The sequence below is a fragment of the Methanosarcinales archaeon genome (assembly GCA_014859725.1).
Classification (GTDB): Archaea; Halobacteriota; Methanosarcinia; order Methanosarcinales; family Methanocomedenaceae; genus Kmv04.
This window is the reverse complement of sequence record JACUTQ010000001.1, coordinates 13792-38176: the sequence shown is the minus strand read 5'-3', so window position 1 is coordinate 38176 and position 24385 is coordinate 13792. Positions and strand designations below refer to the sequence as shown.

At 41.5% G+C, this 24385-nt stretch carries 18 protein-coding genes and 1 tRNA gene; 15 read left to right on the top strand and 4 right to left on the bottom strand.

Annotated elements, in window-relative coordinates:
• Positions 1–6: 6 nt before the first annotated feature.
• Together IBX40_00175 and IBX40_00170 are read right to left on the bottom strand one after the other, a co-directional pair.
• Positions 7–591, bottom strand: a complete 585-nt coding sequence (locus IBX40_00175) for a cyclase family protein (protein MBE0522746.1) — start codon at positions 589–591, stop codon at positions 7–9.
• Positions 588–2198 carry a phenylalanine--tRNA ligase subunit beta gene (locus tag IBX40_00170; GenBank protein ID MBE0522745.1) on the bottom strand — a complete coding sequence of 537 codons (1611 nt, stop codon included), beginning with the start codon at positions 2196–2198 and terminating at the stop codon, positions 588–590. The genes IBX40_00175 and IBX40_00170 overlap by 4 nt, the downstream gene beginning before the upstream one ends.
• A 193-nt stretch (positions 2199–2391) precedes the next feature.
• Between IBX40_00170 and IBX40_00165 the strand changes: the two genes are divergently transcribed.
• From IBX40_00165 to IBX40_00140, 6 genes are all read left to right on the top strand, one after another.
• Complete coding sequence (locus tag IBX40_00165; protein MBE0522744.1) at positions 2392–3108, top strand: hypothetical protein; 717 nt, start codon at positions 2392–2394, stop codon at positions 3106–3108.
• On the top strand, positions 3078–3719 hold the full coding sequence (locus tag IBX40_00160; protein MBE0522743.1) for a protein-L-isoaspartate O-methyltransferase: 642 nt from the start codon (positions 3078–3080) through the stop codon (positions 3717–3719). Before IBX40_00165 ends, IBX40_00160 begins: the two co-directional genes overlap by 31 nt.
• Before the next feature lie 26 nt (positions 3720–3745).
• On the top strand, positions 3746–4954 hold the full coding sequence (locus IBX40_00155) for a hypothetical protein (GenBank protein ID MBE0522742.1): 1209 nt from the start codon (positions 3746–3748) through the stop codon (positions 4952–4954).
• Positions 4955–5035: 81 nt separating this feature from the next.
• The gene (locus tag IBX40_00150) at positions 5036–5734 is read left to right on the top strand and encodes a hypothetical protein (GenBank protein MBE0522741.1); all 699 of its coding nucleotides are present in this window, start codon (positions 5036–5038) and stop codon (positions 5732–5734) included.
• Positions 5735–5835: 101 nt separating this feature from the next.
• Positions 5836–6960, top strand: a complete 1125-nt coding sequence (locus tag IBX40_00145; GenBank protein MBE0522740.1) for a methanogenesis marker 9 domain-containing protein — start codon at positions 5836–5838, stop codon at positions 6958–6960.
• A gap of 23 nt (positions 6961–6983) precedes the next feature.
• Positions 6984–7298 (top strand): hypothetical protein, encoded by a 315-nt coding sequence (locus IBX40_00140; protein ID MBE0522739.1) that lies wholly within the window; start codon positions 6984–6986, stop codon positions 7296–7298.
• Position 7299: 1 nt separating this feature from the next.
• Here IBX40_00140 and IBX40_00135 read toward each other — a convergent pair whose 3' ends face one another.
• Positions 7300–8415 carry a replication factor A gene (locus IBX40_00135; GenBank protein MBE0522738.1) on the bottom strand — a complete coding sequence of 372 codons (1116 nt, stop codon included), beginning with the start codon at positions 8413–8415 and terminating at the stop codon, positions 7300–7302.
• A gap of 134 nt (positions 8416–8549) precedes the next feature.
• Here IBX40_00135 and IBX40_00130 point away from each other — a divergent pair, with 134 nt between their 5' ends.
• Together IBX40_00130 and IBX40_00125 are read left to right on the top strand one after the other, a co-directional pair.
• Positions 8550–9254: a peptidylprolyl isomerase gene (locus IBX40_00130; protein MBE0522737.1), complete on the top strand. Its 705-nt coding sequence runs from the start codon at positions 8550–8552 to the stop codon at positions 9252–9254.
• Positions 9255–9278: 24 nt separating this feature from the next.
• A tRNA-Ser gene (locus IBX40_00125) sits at positions 9279–9363 on the top strand.
• Between the two features lie 16 nt (positions 9364–9379).
• On the opposite strand, the gene IBX40_00120 is transcribed toward IBX40_00125, so the two are convergent.
• Entirely contained in the window at positions 9380–10981 is a 1602-nt protein-coding gene (locus IBX40_00120; GenBank protein MBE0522736.1) for a tRNA uridine(34) 5-carboxymethylaminomethyl modification radical SAM/GNAT enzyme Elp3, read from the bottom strand.
• 228 nt (positions 10982–11209) lie between these two features.
• Here IBX40_00120 and IBX40_00115 point away from each other — a divergent pair, with 228 nt between their 5' ends.
• The 7 genes from IBX40_00115 to IBX40_00085 all read left to right on the top strand — a co-directional run bounded on the left by IBX40_00115 (position 11210) and on the right by IBX40_00085 (position 24366).
• Complete coding sequence (locus IBX40_00115) at positions 11210–18559, top strand: hypothetical protein (GenBank protein MBE0522735.1); 7350 nt, start codon at positions 11210–11212, stop codon at positions 18557–18559.
• A 34-nt stretch (positions 18560–18593) separates the two neighbouring features.
• A complete protein-coding gene (locus IBX40_00110) occupies positions 18594–19649 on the top strand; it encodes a hypothetical protein (protein ID MBE0522734.1) in 1056 nt (351 codons plus the stop codon).
• A gap of 157 nt (positions 19650–19806) precedes the next feature.
• Positions 19807–20277: an IS1 family transposase gene (locus tag IBX40_00105; protein ID MBE0522733.1), complete on the top strand. Its 471-nt coding sequence runs from the start codon at positions 19807–19809 to the stop codon at positions 20275–20277.
• The gene (locus tag IBX40_00100; GenBank protein ID MBE0522732.1) at positions 20187–20804 is read left to right on the top strand and encodes an IS1 family transposase; all 618 of its coding nucleotides are present in this window, start codon (positions 20187–20189) and stop codon (positions 20802–20804) included. Before IBX40_00105 ends, IBX40_00100 begins: the two co-directional genes overlap by 91 nt.
• A gap of 116 nt (positions 20805–20920) precedes the next feature.
• On the top strand, positions 20921–21448 hold the full coding sequence (locus IBX40_00095; protein MBE0522731.1) for a DUF1670 domain-containing protein: 528 nt from the start codon (positions 20921–20923) through the stop codon (positions 21446–21448).
• Between the two features lie 109 nt (positions 21449–21557).
• Positions 21558–23450, top strand: a complete 1893-nt coding sequence (gene tadA, locus IBX40_00090; GenBank protein ID MBE0522730.1) for a Flp pilus assembly complex ATPase component TadA — start codon at positions 21558–21560, stop codon at positions 23448–23450.
• Positions 23440–24366 (top strand): type II secretion system F family protein, encoded by a 927-nt coding sequence (locus IBX40_00085; protein MBE0522729.1) that lies wholly within the window; start codon positions 23440–23442, stop codon positions 24364–24366. The genes tadA and IBX40_00085 overlap by 11 nt, the downstream gene beginning before the upstream one ends.
• Positions 24367–24385 lie beyond the last annotated feature (19 nt).

The following is a 24385-nucleotide window of genomic DNA, read 5'->3' as shown; positions in this document are numbered from 1 at the left end:
CTTATTTTATTTATCTGAGATCAATACAGCTCTGGCTGGTGCTCCATCACAGCCTGCTATCTTAAGAGGAAGGCATACAAGGAAATAATCTCCTTCATTTACATTTGTCAGGTCAAGTCCTTCAATAATAATTATTTCTGCTCCTAATAGTATTCGGTGAACTTCGTTTTCCACTTCGTTCACAGCTATTGATAATGCTTCTGTGCCAATGGTCCTGACATTATTTTCTATAAGAACTTGGGCCCCTTCAATGGTAAGATGTGCCTTACTCCCTTTTAATAATATGATCTTCACATTTTCCAGACTTCCAAGTTCATGGGCTTCGATTGGTCTTTTAAGCCCGGAAATATCTATTACTCTAGCCGGACCTACCAGTCCCTGTAAAGGTAATTCATCTATTCCAGTTTTATTTAAGAAAAAATGCAGTGGCGAATCCACATGTGTGCCTGTATGACTTCCCAGTGTAATTTTAGAAACATTGTAGGAATCCCCATCTTCGATCTTAGAGAGTCTTGTTATTTTGGGGGCAACATCTCCATTATAAATCTTCATTTCAGGATGGATTGTCATTGAAATATCAATGACTTTCATACCACCATCTCAAATCCTACAGCAGGCTGCTGAAGTCCAAAATTGGAAATGACATCAGGATGCATTTCACCCAGTACACCGAGCTCCTTACCCTCAGAAAGTATAGCTGCTCGCCTGCCTTCTAAAAATGCAGGGTCATTTGTCCTTTCAATTGAATATTCCATCCCACGCTCACGCATCACTGCATCAACAGTTGCCCGTATCTCTGTGTAATTGACGGTCGGATGGATGCTAACTCCTGCTAAATGCTGCAAAGTAGAGCCTTCAACTACCACATCTCCCACTTCAAAAATACGCTGAGGAAGTTCGCGGTGCTGGTTTAAGGAAAGAATTTCCATCAGGTTAGGAAGGATGGTGGTTCTTACCATTGTCTGGTCTTTGGTTATTGGGTGTTTGATCGGAGTTGCTTTTAGATCAGGGATTCGAAGCATATTTTCATAATGCAGCTTTTCACTCACTAAAGTGAAAGGCATGACCTGGTAAAACCCAAGCCCTATCATTATCTGGATGATCTCACTGTTTTTTGTTGAAATTGGGTGCTGCTGCCCTACAGTAACGGTTTTTGGGATTTTTGGAGTAATATTATCATATCCATATCCAATAGCAATATCTTCCAGCAAGTCCCAGGTATGAAGGATGTCTGCCCTGTATGCAGGAGATTGGACTTTGATGTGATTTTGTTCTATCGAAGCCCCAAATCTCATTCGTTCGAGCTGTTGTACGATCTGTTGGGGTGATAATTTAATACCTATGAGGGATTCCACATCTTCCACATCCAGCTGCCACGTATCAGGTGTCAGATCAGGTGTTACCTGTGTACCTTCGATACTGTTATTAATTGTTACCTGCTCGATAGAACCGCCCCGTTCTGCCAGTGATGTCACTACAATATTGAGTGCAGAATAGACACTCTTGTTCAGGCCGGTCACATCAATAAAAAGATCCCTTGTGTCATGGTTGACCTTTGTAAGTTCTCCATTTATTATCGGTGGGAATGAGAGGACCTGGTTGTTTGCATCAAGGATCAGGGGGTATTTATCGAATCCATCCATAAGGTGAGCGTATTTGGTGCCCTTTGGATGTCCTTTTAGTATCTCTTCCATGCTCATAGGTACATCAAATTCCAGAGGTACAAAACTAAAACCAGGATCAGCAGCTACATACCTGAAAGGAGGTTTTACCTTACTGATGTCATGAACACCAATAGATACTTTTTTCCTGTCCCGCCCCAGCCCCCAATGAAGGTCTTCTTGCAGACCCATTAGACTTTCTATACTATAATCATCAAATTCAAGTCCTCTGACTACGGCACAACCTAGAATCGGGCGGATTTTCTTTATATCTTCGTCCAGTGTGATTGTAATATCAGACTTTTTTACCGTAAACTGAGGAAGGCCGGTTTTAATGTCAAGAAAACCTCTCATTGCTCTTGCAACCCCCTCAGGACTATAGAGATCAGGTCTGTCAGGGAAGAATTCAATGTCAATATGGTCATCTTCGATACGTTCGATATCGGCTCCTATCATAGGCACACGTTTAATAAATGTCTCTCGATCGATACCTGTAAGAGATTCGATATCTTTGTAATATAAAGTGATTATAGGCATGAAGTGACTCCTGTCCAGGTTGGTTATGAAATATAAGACTTACAATAAAGGTTTTTTCATGGATAGGGAACCAACATGCAACACTTATATATAACCAATGCTAAATTCAGTCAAAAGTTGCGAAATGTTTTTTTTTTACATCGAAGTATTTACTATTTAATAATACTATTATCGTATGAGGTAAGAAAATACAATGGTACATGAAATTATCCAGGCACAGTGTCCAGATTGTTCACCCGATGAACCTGTGCCTCATTCAATACTTAAAGAAAAACCCGGCATGTTGATAAAATGCACTCAATGCGATGCAGTACATCCGCATCATATTGAAAAAAAGAGACAAAAAGAGGTAAGGGTAGTAGTGAGCTCAGGAGAATCCTCTTTTATCAGGAAATTAACGCTTTATTCGGACGAGGCATTAACAGTGGGTGATGAATTTGTTGTGGAAGACGAATCCACAGGAGAAGCCAGTTTTGTTATAGTAACGTCGATTGAAACTGATATTAAAAGGGTTGATGAAGCTATAACCAATGACATCGAGACTGTATGGGCCCGTTCAACTGATAAGGTGATTGCCAAGATATCTATTACCAAAGGCTGGCAGACTGAATCAATTGAAATAGAAGTTCCGGGTGATCGTGAATTCAATGTAGGAGAAATCTTGAAAGAAGGGCAAGAAAGGTTTTTGATCAAAAAGATTAAGTTGAGGGTAGGTGGATTTCTTAGGGATGAAGGAAATTCTGCCCAGGCAAAATACATTAAACGCATTTTCGCTGATTCTATGGAACGAGTGGAATTTCTGAGCCGCCCGAAAAAAACGTATCGAAAGATAACTCACGGGCAAGGTGGTTCAATCATAAGGCCTAGGGGGTCTGCATCCTGGATTTCGAAGAAGAAAGGAGAAGACTGATAAAAAGTCTCAGATCACGGCATCCAGAAATATCTGACCATGTGCTGGATGCCATAGAAAAAGTGCCCAGACACCTGTTCGTGCATGAAAATGAGCGTCGCTATGCTTATTTAGATCATCCCCTTTCCATAGATCACGGACAGACAATTTCGGCTCCCCATATGGTTGGCTTAATGTGTAACCATCTGGACCTCCAATCCGGACAAAAGGTTCTGGAAATTGGTGGAGGATGTGGTTATCATGCAGCGGTAATTGCCGAATTAGTTGGACCTGAAGGCCATGTGTTTTCAATCGAACGTATACCCGAACTGGCAGAATTTGCCCGACAAAATCTATTGTCATTGGGATATGATAATGTTACAATGATCGTGGAAGACGGCAGCCAGGGTCTCTCCGATCAGGCACCATTTGACAGGATATCTGTAGCATGTTCGGCACCAGAAATACCAGATGTTCTTGTGGAACAATTGAAAACAGGAGGCAAGATGGTCATACCTGTAGGGGGTTATTTTCAGGAATTATACCTGGTTATCAGAACCAATGGTGTTATTAAGAAGCCAAAAGGTGGAGTAATATTTGTACCGCTGATTGGAAAATATGGTTTCAAATAAATGCTTTTACTAATTGAATAAATAAAATGACAACACAGTGTATATCCTGTAAGGGCAAAGGATTATGCGGACGTACATTGTGCCCCATAATTGAGAAGTTTAATTACCTGGGAAATATTCAAAAACTCTCTAACAATATCTTTGGTGCTTCCCCTCCTTCTGTGTTTATCGGACGTTATGGATATCCGGATGTTTCTGCAGGTCCTTTAGTGCCGCCAGATGTTACTGAAAAAGAAGCACATATTTATGATGATCCCAGCTCATGGAACCAATTGAGTATTGGTGATATCATTGGTCTACGATCCACATTGGTCAGGTCAAACATGCACTTCAAAGTAACGGATGCCAAGTCACCCGATATAATGCTTCAGAAGAGCCAGGAACTTTCAATTTCCGATAGACCGGTGGATACAGAAGTATGGTTTCGCAAAGCTCCCCATTTGGATTTGCGTTTCGATGGTGTACTCTCACCAATGGGTCCGGCTGGTGAGGTCATAAAACTGGATATAGCACAGAACCCTGTTGTACCTAGACAGGTGGATAAAATAGTATATGATACTGATGCTAAAGCTGTGGATGCTGTGGACGAATTATATAGGTCTGACATATCGATGGACCAGATTACCAGACTGCTTTCTATAGGGCTGTTGGGGAAGGAGAGAAAGCTCGTACCAACCAGGTGGTCCATCACTGCAACAGATGACATGATAGGGAAAATGCTCCTGGATGAGATCAGATATTTCCCAGAGGTAAATGATATTCAGGTTTATAGTGGAAGCTTGCACGGAAACCATTTTGAGATAATGATATTCCCGGGTTCATTTGCATTTGAGCTCATCGAGATATGGCTGCCAAAGGCGGTGTGGTCTGGTGGAAGCACAACAATGGAAGCAGATCGGGAGGATTTCAAGGGTAAGAAAGGATATTCCAACCTGGGTGGTGGCTATTATGCTGCACGACTGCCAGTGCTTGAACATCTAACCCAGATACGTCACAGTGCAAGTGTATTCGCAATCCGGGAAATCAGACCTGAGTACTGGGCACCGTTGGGTGTCTGGGTGGTAAGAGAAGCCGCCCGTCAAGCTATGTTGTCAGCACCCGTGCATTATGATTCTATTGAAGACGCACTTGTGGACATGTCATCGCGCCTTAATACAAAAATTGACGGGTGGCGTCACATATCCCAGGTTCTTGATAGAAGAATGAACCAGAAGACGTTAACAGATTTCCTGTAAATATTCTCAACCATCCTTATTAATTTATAGATCTCAATAATCTCGATAAGTTTTAATCATAGTATAATCATAGATTCGTTGATGCCTGAATTTGAACAAACCCGTCTTGAGAATATTGACCTTATCCATTCCCAAACTGTAAAATCCAAAAAGATGGCTCTGTTCAACACCAGCAGTACTGAACTGCGGCACCTGCTCATTGCATGGATCGCGATTTCTTACGCTTTTGCCATTCTTATTGCCTGGATTAAATTAGGCCATCAACCCTCATTCAGCCAGATATTCGGGCCGTTTATTCTTGATCTTATGGTAATATCACTGGTCACAGTAGGCATTTCCTTTATTGCCCATGAAATGGGCCACAAGTTCGTAGCCCAAAAGTATGGTGCGTGGGCAGAATTCAGGATGAGTGTAAATATGCTTCTTCTTGCTATTTTAATGGCCTGGCAGATAGGAATACTGTTCGCAGCACCCGGTGCTGTACAGATATTCGGACCACACTTGTCCAGGAGCCAGTATGGAAAAGTAGCAGCATCCGGTCCCTTAATGAATCTCTTTCTGGCTTTTGTTTTCCTGCCACTATTAACCGATAAAGGAATCATGCTGGAAATCGGACGTTGGGGAGTAATAATCAATATGCTGTTGGCCGGATTCAATATGCTGCCCATCAGTGTATTAGATGGACGTAAAGTGCTGGCCTGGAGTGTACCGGTTTATATTGGACTGTTCATACTGATAATCATGGTTGGACTTTTCATGGTAAATTTATTACCGCCATAAATTTTCAAAGTAAAACTTTTATAGTTTAAAACAATCAGAATGACTCTCGATGATTACATTTATCATTAATAATTTGCTTTTGAGGAAATATATTGACTGAAATGATAGATCAATTCGATCTTAAGATCGGATATTTGACCCCCAAAAATCCTGTTTGTCTTGCCCCAATGGCAGGAATTACTGATAGCAGGTTTGCCAAACAATTCACTGACCATGCCGGAATGGTCATTCTTGGAGGGTACAACCTGGATGATAAGACCAATGATGCCGCAAAACGAGAAGTCCAGCGGGGCCGCAGTGAATTCGTAACCGACTCACCATTTGAATTCTTATCCTCTGAACTGGAAGCTATGAAAGAAGACAACCATAACTGCTCAGTTATGGTAAATGTCAGGGCAGCTGGTATCGATGCTTATGTCGATGCAGCAAGGATCGCTAAAAAATGCAATGCAGGTATTGAGATAAATGCCCACTGCCGCCAGTCCGAGATAATGGAACTTGGGGCGGGGCAGTCGCTGCTGGAACATCTTGAAACATTAAGTGAGATTGTTCAAGCCGTAAAAAGTACCGGGGCAGTAGTATCTGTAAAAATAAGGGCCAATGTAGTAGACGACCTGGAAGCAGCAGAGGTAATAGAAGAAGCAGGAGCAGATATAATTCATGTTGATGCCATGGGCCTAAGAGGTGCAGATGCAAATGTTATTAAAAAAATTCGGAATAATACATCATTGTTTATTATTGGTAATAATTCTGTGGTGGATATTTCCACTGCAAAGTCTTTATTCTCCAGGGGCGCGGACATGGTGTCAGTAGCCAGGGCAGTCCTGAAAGAGCCGAATATAATACGATTTTTAGCAGATCAGATAACACGTTATCAAATGGATACGGGTTGGTACAATTCACCAAAACACATTTGCGGCGGCGGGGATTTAAGAGCACTGGCTTTTTGCTGCTTACCTGTAAAACCATGTGCAGTTCACAGTGCGCTTAAACAGATCGGAATGACAGCCGAAGAATTTGCCAGGTTGAAACTGGACTTTGTACAGGGCACTCCTCTGGAATATGGAGACAGCACATGTTTTGGTAGTATGGCATGGTGTTGTAAGATTACAAAGTCCTGTTTCTTGCGAGATGGTGTACTTGAGGTTGTGGGCTTGTCTGATGTGGAGTTCATGCAGATAAAAAAGCGCATGTCAGAAGAGATATTAGCTCGCAGGAAGAACTAAAATTGAAAAACAGGAGAAAGTCCATGGATTCCAATACACACGATAGAAGCATGAAACAGAAAATTCTGGCATTTGAATTATCACTTCTCATAGCTTTCATATCAACAATCGTCATTTACTTAATAGACAAGTTCCTGTTAAAACATACAGAGTTCAGTCCTCTTACTGAATTCCAATTTTATGGAGTTATTTTCATTGTAGTATTAGGATTAGTAATGGGCCTGCTGTTTTATCGTGAGGAAAAAGTAGAAATAATTGAAGTTGAATCAGATATTAAAACTAAAATGATAAAGAAGAAGCAAAAGAAATACAAAAAATCAAAAGCTTCTAAACGTTAGATCATTTTTCTGATATTATTATTCTGGCACGTTCTCCAACACTTAATTCAATCTCGTCATTCCATCCGGGTTTTGCATAACAGTCATTGATTTGTAATTTAGTCCCCAGGTCAATTTCCTGTAAGATATCTGTCTGTTCTCCCCATAATGATACTCTGATCCGGCCAGAGTCATCAGAAATATGGATGTTCACCACGCGACCCGTAGACCCGTCTTTTTTCTGGAATTCTTTTAATTCATCAAGTCCGGTAACATTGCCTACTATATTGTATGACTCATTAATTTCAATATCAGTTATTTGAGTGATTACCTCATTGAATTCAACCTTTTTACTGCTTTTTCTAAGAGAACTATTGTTCCCAAGGTTGACCTCAACCTGGTTATTGAATGTATTTTCCTTAGCATAACCTCCAAATATTTCGATGGCATCTCCAAGCACAAACGTATCAATTTTATTAACCAGATCGTCCCACAATGTGATCCTGATCTTACCGGATGCATCACCTATTGTCATATTCCTGACATTACCGTTTGAGCCATCCTTACGCTGGAATGTCCTGATGTTTGAGATATCCAGGATCTTTCCCAAAAGATGTATCTCACTCATTCCAGGTTTTATTTCTTCAATTTTATACGGTTCCTTCCTGACATCTATCTCTTCACCAATGGCTAGTTTATCAATTATACCCCCTCTGCCCACACTGATCTCAAGGCCATTTCGTCCTTCTTTTACAAAACCTGACACCTTAATTGAATCCCCAAATACTATTTCCCCGACTTTTACAAGGTCTGATGCCTCATCCCATAGAACTATCCTGATGCTACCCGTCTCATCTGCAAGAGTAAGGTTGGCAACATTTCCCGTAGACCCATCCTCCCTGTTAAATGTCCGAACATCAGAACATGATATGATCTTTCCCAGCACTGTAACGTTTGATATATCGGGCGTCACCTGATTGACCTTTATCTGGTTATCTGTTTCTCCCATATTGTGAATTACCAATCTGGCAGCAGTGATTTTGTCAGCCAGACCTCCCATGAAGCTTTCAGTTTCATCTACTTTTGCCAGAAACTCCTCAATGCTGATGCGGTCTTTCACTCTCTCATATATTTCCATTATCTCTTCCATAAATATCCAGTATGCTATGATGAATATAATTGATTTAAGTGTTTTCAATTTGGGATTTAGAAAATCTTTGTATGGAAACTTTTTTTATCCCTGCCGCTATTAATGACCACGGTGTAATCATCATGACAATCAAAGACGGAGATTTTATTAAGGTAACATATACTGGTAAATTGGAGGATGGCAAGGTTTTTGATACAACCAATGAAGAACTTGCCAGAGTTCATGGTATCTTCAACCAGAATGGAAGATACGGCGGAGACGTAATAATTATAGGTGCTAACCAGACAATACCGGGTCTTGAAGAAGATATAAAGCAACATGAAGCAGGGTATGAAGGAACGGTATCTGTTCCTCCGGAGTTGGGTTTTGGGCATCGGGATCCTAAAAAATTAAGAGACATTCCCACAAAAAAATTTAAGCAGACCCCCCAGGTTGGTATGCAGATCCAGATAGATGGAAGTTATGGCACAGTCACAAAGGTAATGGGTCGTCATGTAAGGATAGATTTCAACTCCCTTATGGCAGGTCAGACCGTTACCTATGATTATAAGCTATTAGAAGTTATCGAAGGTACAAAGAACAAAGCAGTAGGTCTTGGTACATTGTATACCGGCCATGAATTGGATATTGAGATAGAAGGTACAGTGGCCTCTGTTAATGTTCCTATCGAGTTTAATTATTCCCAGAGCTGGATAGTCTCAAAGGGCCAGATGGCGCTTGAAATAATAAAATATACTGATATAACAGAAGTCAGGTTCATAGAGGTATATACTGAAGAAATGCTAAAAATGCAATCTGAAGAACCAATTGAATCCGGAGAGGAGTGAATCCTCTCTAATATTAATTTACGTGCTGAGGTAGCCAAGCGGACTACGGCGCCGGTCTTGAAAACCGGTGGTGCACTGCGCCACAGGAGTTCGAATCTCCTCCTCAGCGTTTTAATTTTTTTTACTTAGAATAATTTTGACATATATGCTCCATCCCGCACAAACCCTAATCGTTCGTAGTACGGCCTGACACCTATTCCACTGATAACGGACAGTTTACCAAAACCAGCATTTTTTGCCCTCTCCTCCGCTTCCTTAAGCAGCTCTTCACCATAACCCCTATGTTGCCATTCTTTTTCCCTGGCTTTTTGACCCACACTTACCAGGGGCCCGTAGACATGCAGTTCTCTTATAAGGGCTGCATTTATCAATTCCGGCCTATGGGGTCTACCAGGATATCTTAGCCTGATAAAACCAACCAGTACATCTTGTTCAGGATCCTCAAATGAGATGAAATGTTCTTCGCCTTCGCAGGCCTGATAAGACTCAGACCTCATCCGGATATTGTCAGGTTCAATACCCTTGAGAGATAAATGGCCTGCTTCGCGACAGCGGATACACTGGCATTTTTTTTTTTGCCGGGCAAGCCGGATCCCTGCCAACTGTCTTATATTGCTTTTAGTTACCCCTGCTTCGATCTGCCAGGCAGGGATATCTCGCTGGACACGCTGCAGCCGAACCCATTTTGGCAGGACAGCTTTTATCCCGGCGATCAGTTCAACTGCATCTTCAAGTTCCAGAGCTTCGTATTTACCTGACTTCCATAGTTTATGTAAACCAGTGCCCTTCGTAATTAGCGTTGGATAGATCTTCAAATAATCCGGCTTGAACCTCTCATCATCAAATAAATGTTTGAACATGCGCAGATCCATATCAACAGATGAACCCGGGAGGCCCGGCATCATATGGAAGCCCACCTTGAAACCGGAATCCCTTAAAATCTTATTTGCCTGCTCTGTATCATGGATTGTATGCCTGCGCTCGATTTTCTCAAGGACAAAATCATAAAGACTCTGGACTCCCAGTTCCACTTTGGTCCCTCCGAGTTTCAGCATCATGTCAACCTCCCGGGGCCCTGCCCAGTCAGGTCTGGTCTCAAAGGTCATCCCCACATTGCGCACAGGACTTGTCTCATTTTCTGCCTGGACATCCTCTATGTACCTGAATGTATTGCTATCTGAACTTACCTCAAAATAATTCATTGCTTCCAGACATCGTCTGACAAACCATTCCTGATAGCAAATATTCCTGGCAGTGAAACTCCCGCCCATTATGATAAGTTCTGCTTTATCCACCTGATGTCCGATCTTTTTTAGCTGAGTAAGTCTGTTAGCCACCTGGGTGTATGGATTATAATCATATTGTATTGCCCTCATGGTAGCAGGTTCATGCCCCATATAGCTCTGTGGCGAATTATATTCGGAATCAACTCCGCCAGGACAGGGCAGGCAAATCCCATGGGGACAGGGGGCAGGGGAGGTCATAACAGCTATTACCGCAACTCCTGAAATGGTCCTGACAGGTTTTTTTTGCAAAATTCCAATTACCTTACCATATTCATGAGGCTGGACAAGTTCTAAAATCTCAGAATTGCCTGGGAGACTCTTCAAACGGTATTTGGCACTGATCTTTTTTTTAATTTTATTAAGTTCCAGTTCGTTTTGAATTTCATTATTGAGTATCAACCGGATAAGTTCCCTGCAAGCTGATTGAATATCATTTAGCATAAAAGTTATATTCTGAATTAATCGTTATCTATAAGTAGTTAATTATCTTTATGGACAATAAATATATTTTCATAGCTTAAAGTGGATATCACAGGACAGCTCTAATATATTCCAACAGTTAGATTAAGGGAAAAATCAACTTATTAAATTTCACCATCACGAATTGTAACGATCTTTGAAAATGGACATGTATATATATTTTAAATTGATTTACTGAGATTAATGATTATGAAGCCAAAAACATACCGAAAATTTGCTGACTTGTTGTCTTGTCCCAAGTTCAAGTATAATCTTATAATCATATTAATTTTATTTTTATTACTATATTCGATTTCGGGCAGTGCGGCAGCAGAGGGTGGCCCTGATTGTATAGGGTGTCATGATGTTGCAAATGAGACATCATCATATAATGTATCGGTATCAGCCATGAACCAGTCCGATAACATTCATGCCGAGTTAAACAACAACATGAATGCTATTGCTGCCGGTGAAGGCAATGCCAACAACAGTATATGCTGGGGCTGCCACCAGAGTGACGGTAGCAAACCTGATTCACATCCTGACAGGCAGAAAAATCCTTACAATTGCTACGAATGCCATAACGGAACGGTTGCATACGAAAATGTCAGCAGCGCACCAGTGGTAAAGGAACATTTCAAATCCGGCGATAATATTGCGGCGGTAACTACCGCTGCAAATGCAACTGAATCCTGTATTGAGTGTCATAACCAGACCGAGATGAAGCGTGCTGATTATTCAGAACCTGATACCAACTACACAAAATTATCATTGTCTTCCCATTACGGCAAAAAGAGAGATGACCTTGTTGTCTTGAACAACACTTCTGCCTACTGTATGTACTGCCACAACACTTCAGTTGCTTTTAGTTCCATTAATTTTTCTGTCACCAATGATCCCATGGAAAATCACAGCAGTGTAATCAATTGCACAAATCAGAGCTGCCATGCAGGTGGGCGTATCCACGATGAGTCTCTTGATAGGAATGAGACCGGAGGATGTGAGAACTGCCATGATGAAATGGATACAACATTACATAAATTCCCGGTATTGTCCTGCCTTCAGTGTCACAACAATAACACCCTGACATACACAGGAACCAAACTGTACACAGGTTCCTATAATGTCAAAACAACGATCCATAGCACTGACAACACATCCAGTAATAGCAATACGTTATCGCCCCTGTGCACTGAATGCCACACAAAAACCGCAGCTGAGATCCAGGAGGGATATGAAAACGCTTCGGGTGGTTATGCCATGATGGACGACAATATCACTCTAGCGCCGTATGGTTCGAATATGACGCACAAACTGGACACGTTAACGACCCGCACTGGCTTTGGAACTGATCCACCAGGTCCGGATTTCGGTGGGGATATGTATGCCAGACATGCAAACCCAAACACAGGTGATGGATGGGCTGGAGCATCTAACCTGTCAAGAGTGGCATATCCTAATCAGGTTTGCATCAATTGTCATTCAAAAATTGTTAATGAAGAGAAGGCAGATGGCGGGTGCGGTCCAAACGTATGTCATAATCTTTATGACGTAACTGGTTTATATCCAAGTGCGCACGAAGTTACAAGAATTAAATGCTATTACTGCCATTTCTCTGCCTCATTAAAATTTCATAAAAAGCAGCTTCCAATGCTCAATTTGCCAAAAAACTATTTAAATGTGGTTTTAGATGGCGATATGATGCTAAATGACAACGTTCACAGGACTATGACATGGAATGCGACAAGCAGTAGGCCCACGAATCAGACTGGTTGCCTCGTGTGTCACACCAATGTCATTTTTACCATAGATTATACTGCAGGCCCGTTAAAAATAAACATCACAGATCGTTTTGGGGTTCACACATGGAACTCAAATCCGGACTGCACGAAATGCCACTCTCTCACTGGTGCAAGTGAGGGTCCCACAATCCACGCTCATGCTTCTTTCGTTGCCGAAGGAAACAACACCCGGTGTCTGGATACATGCCATAAGGGCAACATTGAACCGTTCTCAGGACTAGCACTTCCACTTTCCCGTGGGCACGGGCACGATGTACAACCGGCAGGGGGTCCTGACTGTATCGGCTGTCATGACATAAGTAAACAATCCCCAAAGGTCAACTTCAGTATAGTGAACAATTCACTCTCTGTACACCAGAATATCAGCACCTATGACAGCATAACCGACGTAGATGATGTAAACGATACCAACAAGATATGTTGGGCTTGCCACATGAACAACAGTCAGTATACAGACAAAATAAACAAGAAAGCCCATGCTGACAGATTGGGCGATTTCAATGGCATCCCCGTCTATACCTGTGATGAATGCCACTTGGTGGGCGTATCCACTTCAGTAAATGCCTCGGTGTTAGTCCGGGCCCCTGATGTAGTGCAGCACTTTGCACAGGCCAGCAAGCTCACAGCAGGTAATACTTCAGATAATCTCAGTTCCTGCGAGATCTGTCACAACCTGAGCGAGATGAAACTTGATGTCACGATTCCTTCTGGCACGGACCCCGAGGATCAGAGCAATGCCAGTTACCTGATAGCCCACTACGGCAGGAAGCGCAGTATCGGTGCTGGTAATCTTAGGACCGGTACCAACGAGAGTGTAAATTGTAGTTACTGCCACCAAAACGAGAGTACTTCTTTTGATGTAGCCATGTCAAATCCGGAATTAAATAGTTCTATCAATAATCACAGTCTGCATTATAATAGTACGACGCCTGACTGTACATCTGTAAACTGTCATAACGAGGGATGGATGCATAGCGAAAGTCTCGATAAACCAGATCTAACTACTAATTATACGGGTGGTGAGCCCAGCAGTCAGGTTTGTCTGAACTGTCACGGTCCAGGTAATTATACTACATACACATCCATAACAGGTTTAAAAAATAGACACAACGATACACTGAACTGCACCGAATGTCACCTGTACGAAGCCCGTGACATACATGGCGTCAAGTACCTGCAGCAGGACGACACGTACAGTACTTTCAACATCTCTGCCGTCAACTGCCAGGACTGCCACGCTTCCAATAACCTCAGCACCAACATCACGGCAACCGACCGTCCTAAGGTACCGATGCAGACCGATTTCAACTTCACACACAGCCAGGTTAATAATGGATTGAGGTGGGCCAATGTCACTTTGGGTTCATACTGGAACAATACCAATGAAGCCTGTGAATACTGCCACAACGACACAAAACACTCTGTTTCAGCTCTCGGCCGTATCACAAGTATCAGTAGCGGTAATGTCAAGAACATTTCAATAGGTGATGACACCTGGTGTTCGGGCTGCCACTACAAAGGCGATTCCAATTACGATTCCATGATTGCCGCTTTCAGCCTGGTAGGTATAGCCCCCGAAATCACCAATGGTACCAACTGGCAGGGTGTCTCCCTTGATTATTATAACCATTCCCTGATCTCTTATAACGACAATGCATGCGGACCCTGTCACGGTTCATTACTGGTTGAAAAGACCACCAAAGAATTCCCGCACCGGGTGGCGGAAGGTACCTTCGGTGCCAACTGTACCTGGTGCCATGATATATCCAGCGATGTTGCACCCCGTATCAATGTCACTGCCCTGAACAGTACCTTTTCAATCCATTCCAATGTCAGAACCTATGCCGCAATATCCAATCCCTATTCATCAAACACTTCAGATGTCAACAAGATCTGCTGGCTCTGCCACATGAACGATTCAAACGCTCCAGGCAATTATACCGACCATGCTGACCGGGTCAGGACTTCAGATAACAATTTGCCAGGTCCCAATCCATTCACCTGCGATGAATGCCACATGGTGGGCGTATCCAGTTCAGTAAATGCCTCGGTGTTAGTCTGGGCCCCTGATGTAGTGCAGCACTTTGCACAGGCCAGCAAGCTCAAAGCAGGTAATACTTCAGATAATCTCACCTCATGCAGGAACTGCCATAACCTCACCGGGATGAAAGTCACTTCCAATCTTCCACCGATCCAGGGTATAAACAGTACCGGCTGGTATTCGCTGGTCTCGCACTACGGTAAGAAACGAAGTGTTGTGGGTGACTCCAGCGATCTCCGTATCTGGGCCGGAGGGGTGAACTGCAGTTACTGTCACCAGAACGGAGGCAACGAATTCGGTATTGACAGCATCATGACTAACAAAACTTTCAATGCAAACATATCCGGACACAGCCGATATGATTCCACTCCGAACTGTACAAACGCGACCTGTCATAATGGCGGCTGGATGCATAACGCCAGTCTTACAAAACCCGACCTGATGATCAATGGTACTGAAGACAGTGCTATCTGTCTTTCCTGTCATGACTCTACCAATTACAGCACCTATATGTCATTTACCACGCCTAAAGCCAGGCACAACAACACATTAAACTGCAGTGAATGTCACCTGTCCGAAGCCCGTGATATACATGGCGTCAAGTACCTGCAGCAGGACGACACGTACAACACGTCGAATAGCAGTGCGGTTGACTGTTACACCTGCCATTCATCAGGTGCAGTTGATACTAACATTAATGTAACAATACCAAAAGTACCTGACGAGAATTACGGATTCAGCCACAGCGAAGCTCCCACAAGCGGCAGCAGGTGGAATGAGACTAACTACTGGAATGACAGCAACGGAGCCTGTGAGTTCTGCCACAATGATACCAAACACAATACCAGTGCATTAGGTTTTATAGACAGTGTAAAGGGTGATAATGATCGCAATGTCAGTCTCGATGTCAGCAGCAATAGTTACTGGTGTTCTATCTGTCACAATTCCAGTTCATCCTACTACAATGGCACGAAACGATCCCCGGTTCCACCGACTATATTCAACAACAATACAAACAACAGTACATCATGGGATGGTACAGGTCAGGGCTGGTACAATCACTCATCAATCAATAGTAGTAACTACAACGATGTCGTTTGCAAAGGTTGTCATGGCAGTCTACTCTCCACAACCGCAACAACCACTGAATTCGTGCATAAAGTAGCGGCAGGTGGCGGAAAATATTGTGTAGAATGTCATGATATAGGCGGATCCGTACCAGCAGAATTCCAAATTGACGTTCAGGCTATGAACAAATCAGATGCAATACACTATGACCTTAACAGAGCTGCTACCAATGAACTGAGTGAAAATAGAAGTTCAGATAACGTGCGCTGCTGGGCATGTCACGGCGATGGTGATGGATCAGATGCAGCTCAGCTTGAAAGTGGTCATCCACTTAATTATAATAATCCCAGAAACTGTGCTGACAAGGACTGCCACAACATTAATCAATCTATCTTCAATGAACCAATGATATACGAGCATTTCAGATATGTTGATGAGATTGACGAAAATATAAGTACGTCAGTTGACTGTATAGCATGCCACTTAAACAGTATAATGAGCAACAATGATGACATTATACCTTCCAGCACATCACTGGTATCCCATTACGGTTCCACTGATGATCTGATAAATACAACAAGCTGTATCTACTGCCACCTTGATGAGGACAATGCAGAAGAATGGGGTAATGCACCTGATCCAACGACGAACATATCCAGGCTTTCAGATGAAGAACTGGAAATAACACTGTTAGTCGGCGATAAATGGCACCTTGGCAACCGGTACTTCCTTGTATTTGAAGATATCGGTATTAATGGTGACAATGCTTTCCTGCGATTATACCACAATGATACAATACTTGAGGAAATAGTGGTATCTGCCGATAATAACTTCACCTATGAAGGTGATTTCATTAATCCGGACGGTGATATGGAATATGACCTGGTAGTGCTTGAATTGAATTTTACTGCGGTATTCAGGGGTGAGCAGATAGGCCTGGTAAAGGTGGAAGGAAGATCATGGAAACGCATTCATCCCGAAGATAAAGACCCTGCCTGCTGGGCCTGCCATATGGATGACTACACTGTTGACAAGAAGAAATATCTTGTACTGGATGAGGATGAAGACCGCATATATTATCTGGAGAAATTACTGGACTTCTCAGACGAGGACACCGAAGATAAGGTGACCCTTATGCCAAGAAAACTTATGCTAATAGAAGGTTATAACCAGACCCTGGATGTTGACGGGAACTATATATTAACAGCTAATGAAGTGGATATTAATGGTAAACAAGCATATATAACCCTGGTCAAAGACGGCAGTGTGATCGAGGATAGTGTATACGGAGTAGGAGAAATTATTGAATTTGAGTATGACCTTTCATCTGAAAATCATAACATCGATGATTTTGTCATCTTAACAGCTAAAGTAGATAGTGTATTTCATGGATTTGATACCGACATTGTGAGCCTTACTGAGGTCAGGGTTTTTTCAGACAGGCTTATGGAAGCAGATATTGATGATGATGAGAAGGTGGGAGGGTATAACACCAGTCAGCTCCATATTAACGATAACTTTTCCATAGGTGGATCTCCTGATACATTCCATGTACCAACATTGAACGAAGGTAAGGATGGAGGGTCCGACTGTGTAAAATGTCATGATGTAAGTAATGGGTTTGGGATATCATCAGTAGATGCGATACAGAGCCGATTAGGCGGACATAGCCAGCTCAATGCCAATGCAACAAGCAAGGTCAACCTTACCGATGATATCAATAAGGCTTGCTGGGCCTGCCACGGAGAAGGAGTTGACCCTGAGCGGCATCCTGCTGATTACCTGTATCCCAGGCAGTGTCAGGATTGCCATACATATATGGAATTGCCAACCTATGGTGCAGTGGATCTAAGTGACGAGAATCACGGCCAGATTGAAGATTGCAACCGGTGTCATGCAGCAGATTATCCCGGACTCCATGTGATCAATATTTTCGAACCTGACATACCCTATATTGTCTCGATCAATATGTCTTCAGAGGTCGTCACATTCGGGGAGACAGTGACAGTGAATGCTGCTGCCATGTCCAGCTGGAAGATGAAAGTGAAAACAATAGAATATTTCATAGATGTTGAAGGTCCGCCAGGTACAGGTACGCAGCTTATGCCCCTGGATGGAACATTCGACGAGCAGGTGGAAGAGGTTGAATTTACCATTGATACCACCGGACTTGAACTAGGTGACCATACCATATATATTCGTGCAATGGAACGTGACAATAAATGGGGTCCTGTGAATGAAGCCGTTTTCTCGATACAAATACCAACCGAAGCTGAACAGGAATCTATGCCGATAACTTTAATAGTAATTGGTACCGGGGCAGGTCTTGCTGGTTTGATGCTTCTGCTAAGGAAGAGTGGATATTTGTTTAACTTTAATGAAGTTCCAGGAATCGATAGCGAAAAACTCCTAGAACAATTGGAACAGAATTATGGTATTGATTGGGCAAAAACAGCCAACATCGAAAAAATCGATGACGGCAAGATCATAAAAGTATCCACTGATGTAAATGATCTTACTCTGGAACTTAACGATGAAAAAACCAGGTTATACCTGAATATAAATGGCGGTAAAACTGATGAATTCATTGTGAAGATGAAAGATGGTGAGCAAAAGATATTCAAGAAAGGGATTCGTTATAAGAAATGAATTATTTAAAGCATTCACTTGTAAAGGTAATACAATGATTATGATGAAGAAGGCATTGTTTGGAGTAGCCATTGTACTGTTCATTATTATCGGGTCCGGGTGTTTATCCACACCCCAGGAACCCGAACTAATGCCAATAGAAGCAACACCTCCGGCGGCAGCCGCTCCGATTATTGAGTATTTGAGTGTTTCCGATGAAACCTGTGGAGAATGCCATATCAAGGCGTTCACTTCCATATCACAGGAAGGCAGGGGACACGATAAAGGTTGTACCCTCTGTCATATCCGGCACGGTCTAAAGCCAAAATGTACTGATTGCCATGAACTTGTCCACGGCACACAGCTTCAAGATTGCAGGGAATGTCATGATAAACATGCTCCTATGAGTATCACAATAAGCCTAGACTTAGAAAGCTCCTGTTCCCTCTGTCATCCCGGGCAAATTGAGGAGTTCTTTGATAATCCGGGTAGACATGCTGATCTGAGATGTAATTACTGTCACCAGACCCATGGACAGATCGAGGTATGCACCAACTGTCATGCGCCGCACGCCAGGGGGATGGCATATAGTGAATGCCTGAACTGCCATCCGGCACATATGCCCCAGGAAATCGATTACCCTGAAAGTATTGCCGGTGAAAACTGTGCTGTCTGTCATGAAGTGGTGAGTGATGTACTGGAGCAGGGGAACACAAAACATACAGCCTTAGGTTGCTCAGAATGTCACCCCGTCCATGAGCAGATCCCCGAATGCATGGATTGTCATATCCCTCATGCTTCAGATATGACAAATAGCGAATGTCTTGGATGTCATCCTGCTCATGATCCGGCTGTTATCAATATCCCCTCAAGTATTACAAGAAATGATTGTGCAATTTGTCATGAAGCTATTGATTCCGAGTTACGTTCAAGCAATACGAAACATGACGATCTGAATTGTATTTACTGCCATCCAAAACATGGTTACTTACCCACATGCGAATCCTGCCATGGGTTGCCGCATCAAAAGTTAATCCATGATTTATATCCTGAATGCAAAAAATGCCATATTGTTTTGCATGATGTGAAAAATATTGTGTTCACTAAATAATCGGTAATGTCCTAATATATAATTGATACCCCCTGCTTTAAGCATCAATAATTCCTTCTACGACCAAATATGATCTGTTATACCCTGAGTTTCAGGTAGTGTCCTTAATTACGATACTTAATATAATATAAAATCATATACTATATTTGTGATAAATATGGCTCGACCCCGTGGAGAAATCAAAGTAATATGCCAGAATGAGAAATGCACGTATTATCTAAAAGAAGAAGGTAAAGATATAATCAAACGTGGTAAGTACAGCACAGGTCATCAAAGATATTATTGTCATCACTGCAAGACCTTTTTCATGGAGACTAAGGGAACTCCATTATATCATAAACATCTTTCGAAACCCGAGATAATCAACATCTGCAAACACCTTGTAGAGAAAAATGGCATCAGATCGATTGAACGAATAACAGGCCACCATAGGGATACAATAGGAAATCTAATTGAAGATCTTGCCTTGCATGCTGAACTAGTAAATTCTATTCTTCTTCATGATGTAAAACTTGGACAATTTGAGGTTGACGAAATGTGGACATTCGTAAAAAAAAACAAAAAAACGTTGAGCCCGGAAGCCCTAATTCAGATATCGAAGGTGATGCATGGATATTCACTTTCATGACGAGAGGGTCATATCTCATCGTTGCTTATGAGATTGGGAAACGAACAAAAAAAACATGTGAAAAATTATTTGAAAAAGTTTTTGATAGGGTACAATTACCTTTTCCAGATAAGAAAATTGAAATATTTTCTGATGGACATGATGACTATACAAATACTATTCCTGAGTATTATGCAGAGACATGTGTTGACTATGGACAAGTTATCAAAATAAGGGAGGGAGGAAGAGTTGTTGATAAAATCAAAAAAGTCATTTATGGAACTCTTAAGATAGATGAAATCGAGACGACAGATATCGAAAATATGAATAGTATTTGTCGTGAAAGGCAGGGCAGATTAGTTAGAGAAACAAAATGCTTTTCGAAAAAGAAGCCAAAACTCATAAATTCTTTCGAATTGTTTCATTTTTATTGGAACTTTATGGATAAGTTGACAAAAACTGATACTCCTGCAATGTTGGAAGGTTTGGCGGATCATCAATGGAATTGGGAGCAATTTTTTAATTTTCAATTAAGTATTCTAAATTAGGACACTGCCGAGTTTCAGGGTTTTTACATACTACAAGATTTCAAAAGCCTATGAAACCCAGAAAGTCTGTTTGGTTCATATGACCCTATAAATAAAATGTAATTGTAGTGGTCAATATGAAAGATGTATACATATTAAAGAATGGAATGACGAAGGAGCAAATGTTTCGCCTTCGTTTAATGAATGGATTCAATTTTGCACCGATTACTGCAGATGCAATCCTTGAATTGTGCAACGATTTTTTCCAGAATAGTAACTCTAATATTCGTGATGGTCAGATACTTTATCTTGCGATCTCAGAAGAAGAGGGGCCAGAGAAGACAATTCTCGACGCGAAGCATAAAGAAGTTATCCTAACATTGGATGTTCCCGAAGATATGGAAGTATATGAGAAATATGGCATATCAGCTTACAGGCAACATATTCTTTTAAGAATAACACAAGAAGCAAGGGAGCAGAATGCCTTACTTACGATTAAAGATCTTGTAAAACTTCTGAAGAGTAGTTATAGCACAATCAAAAGGGACATAAAAGCCCTTAGAGAAAGAGGTTTCTATATTCCTATAAGAGGTGTCGTAAAAGACATAGGACCGTCATCGCATAAAGTTCAAATTATTATAATGAATATCAAAGAGCAACCTTAAAATAATTTAATAGTTTTAATTGGACGGATGAATTATGTATGAAAATAATGAGGGTGAAAATAAGAACGATTTGAAAGAAAAATTGAAACCCTTTGAAAATACACCCTTTATGGATGACTCCAGACCAATATTAAATAATTCAACAGATTCTGAAGATGTAAAAATCAAAGTTATGGAACATGAATTAAAGGAGAATGATAGATTATTATCAGATTTTATTATCCCTGACGGGGAAAAAATAGATTCCGATAATTTAAAATCCCGTGTTGGCGATAGTAGTGTGATCGAGCACAGAAGAGTAGTACTTCCTGAAACTGTTGAATCGGTCTGGGAGAAGACCCTAAAAGAGATCACACAGATAGAAGAAGAGGAACCGGTCCAACCCGAAATAATAAAATTACCTCTGAAACCAACGTTAATTCAGCGTATTGTCAGGCGATTTGAGAGAAAGAAGATTATTCTTGAAGACTATAATCCTGAAAAGCATGGTCCTCTGGTTGATCTTACTATGAGTGAAGACGCTTCCAATGATGAAGTTAAACTCTATCCAGTCAATGAACCGTATGCTTATATCAGGGTCTCATATAACCCTACAACACATACGTATCTTTATCAGGCCCTGGAACCGGAACTGTCCACTGGAGAAATGGAACTTTTCAATGAATTGAAGATGAGACTTTCAGAAACCCTGGATGTGAATCTCAAAGAGTTAGAAGACCAAGGTGCAAAGAAATATCTGAAAGATAAAGCGAATGATATTTTGTGGGATTATCAGATTGAACTGGATACGCTTTCATTCACAAAAATAATGTATCATGTTTATTCCGAGTTCATGGGGTATGGAAAGATAGATCCATTGATGCATGATCCGTATCTTGAAGATATTTCCTGTGATGGTCCATTTACGCCAATATTTGTATATCACAGAAAATACGAATCAATAGAAACAGACGTCATTTTTGAGGATGAAATTGAACTCGATGCTTTTGTGGTGAGAATTGCACAGATATGCGGTAGGCACATCTCTATAGCAGATCCCCTGCTGGATGCCACAATGCCAGATGGTTCAAGGATACAGATGACGTTGGGTAGAGAAGTTACCACACGAGGAAGTTCCTACACGATAAGAAAATTCAAGGAAAGTCCGCTTACACCACCAGATCTTATTGATTTTCATACATATTCCACAGCCACAGTGGCATATCTATGGCTCGCAGCCGAGAATAACAGAAATATAATTTTCGCTGGCGGCACTGCCTCTGGAAAAACAACAACAATGAATGCTATTGCACTATTTATTCCCCCTGAAACCAAAATCGTTTCAATAGAAGATACCAGGGAATTAAATATTCCACACCCCAACTGGATTGCCGGTGTGACCCGTGAGACCTTTACAGGAGGAGAAACGGGGGGTATTGATATGTATGATCTGTTAAGGGCAGCTTTGAGACAACGTCCTGAATACCTTGTAGTTGGTGAAGTACGAGGAGCTGAAGCTTATGTACTGTTCCAGGCCATGAGTACCGGCCATACCACATTCTCAACTATGCATGCGGATTCTGTAACCTCAGTTGTTCATCGACTTGAAAATCCACCCATCAATGTTCCCAGGATCATGCTTCAGGCCCTTGATATTGTAATTGTCCAGGTGCAGGTAAGGATCGGTGAAGAACGAGTAAGACGTGCAAAATCAATAACTGAGATCGTTGGTGTTGATCCAAGGACAGGGGAATTATTAACAAACGAAGTGTTTACCTGGGTGGCATCAAAAGACGAATACAATTATTCAGGCCGATCATACGTACTCGAAACTATTATGCACAACCGAGGATGGGATGAAGCATATCTTAAGGACGAATTAAAACGAAGGCAGGAAATCCTTGAATGGGCACGTATGAAAAATGTAAAGCACTATGAGGATGTCGCCAAGATCGTTGTTACCTATTATCGCGAACCTGATACACTGATGAAAATTGTGAGGCAAGAATTGTATGGCAGTTAATTTTATTACGAGTTATGCCTTCCAATTATTTGGCGGTTACTTTAAAAAGAGACGTACCAAATATTTTAGCCTGCGGCAGGAACTTCTGAAAACACGACTTAATATCAGTTATGATATGTATCTGTCATTAGCAGTTTTATGTTCGATAATAATGGCCATTATTGGATTGTTATTTGCTGTTATAATCATTTCAGCTTTCGGGACTCCTGATATAACATTATCACGGTCCATATTCACAGTTATTATTGCAGGATTCCATGAATATAAGAACCTGGCATTAAAAATCATTAGTGTAACAATTGTTATTCTAATTTTTGGCGGAGGAACCTATCTTGGATTCCTGAATATACCCAGGATCATAAATAGCGGTAGGAAAAACAAAATAAATGTTATGCTTCCTTATGCTGTCCATTATATGTCAGCTATGTCAGGGGCAGGTGTTGTTCCTGTTGATATTTATTCAAGTCTTGCCAAGAATAAAATATATGGTGAGGCTGCGGTTGAAGCTGCATATGTGGTTCGGAATGTTAAGATACTTGGTCATGATCTGGTTTCTGCCATGAAAAATGTGGCAGCAACTACCCCGTCCTATAGGTTTCAGGAATTTCTTCAAGGATCGATAACGATTGTAGCCTCTGGTGGAGATTTAGAAAGATATTTTAAATTAAAAGCCGAACAATTCGTAACTGAAAGCAAGCGAGAACAAAACGAGTTTCTTGAAACACTTGGTGTGATAGCTGAGACTTATGTTACTGCTTTTGTTGCTGGCCCGCTTTTTTTGATTGTCATGATGGCAGTAATGGCAACCATGGGCGGAATGCAAATGATTTTAATATATTTGTTGATCTATCTTGTGATCCCGGTTGGAAGTCTTATTTTTGTAATTCTCGTAAATGCAATAACACCTGAGGTGTGATTTTTGAATAACGAAGGTC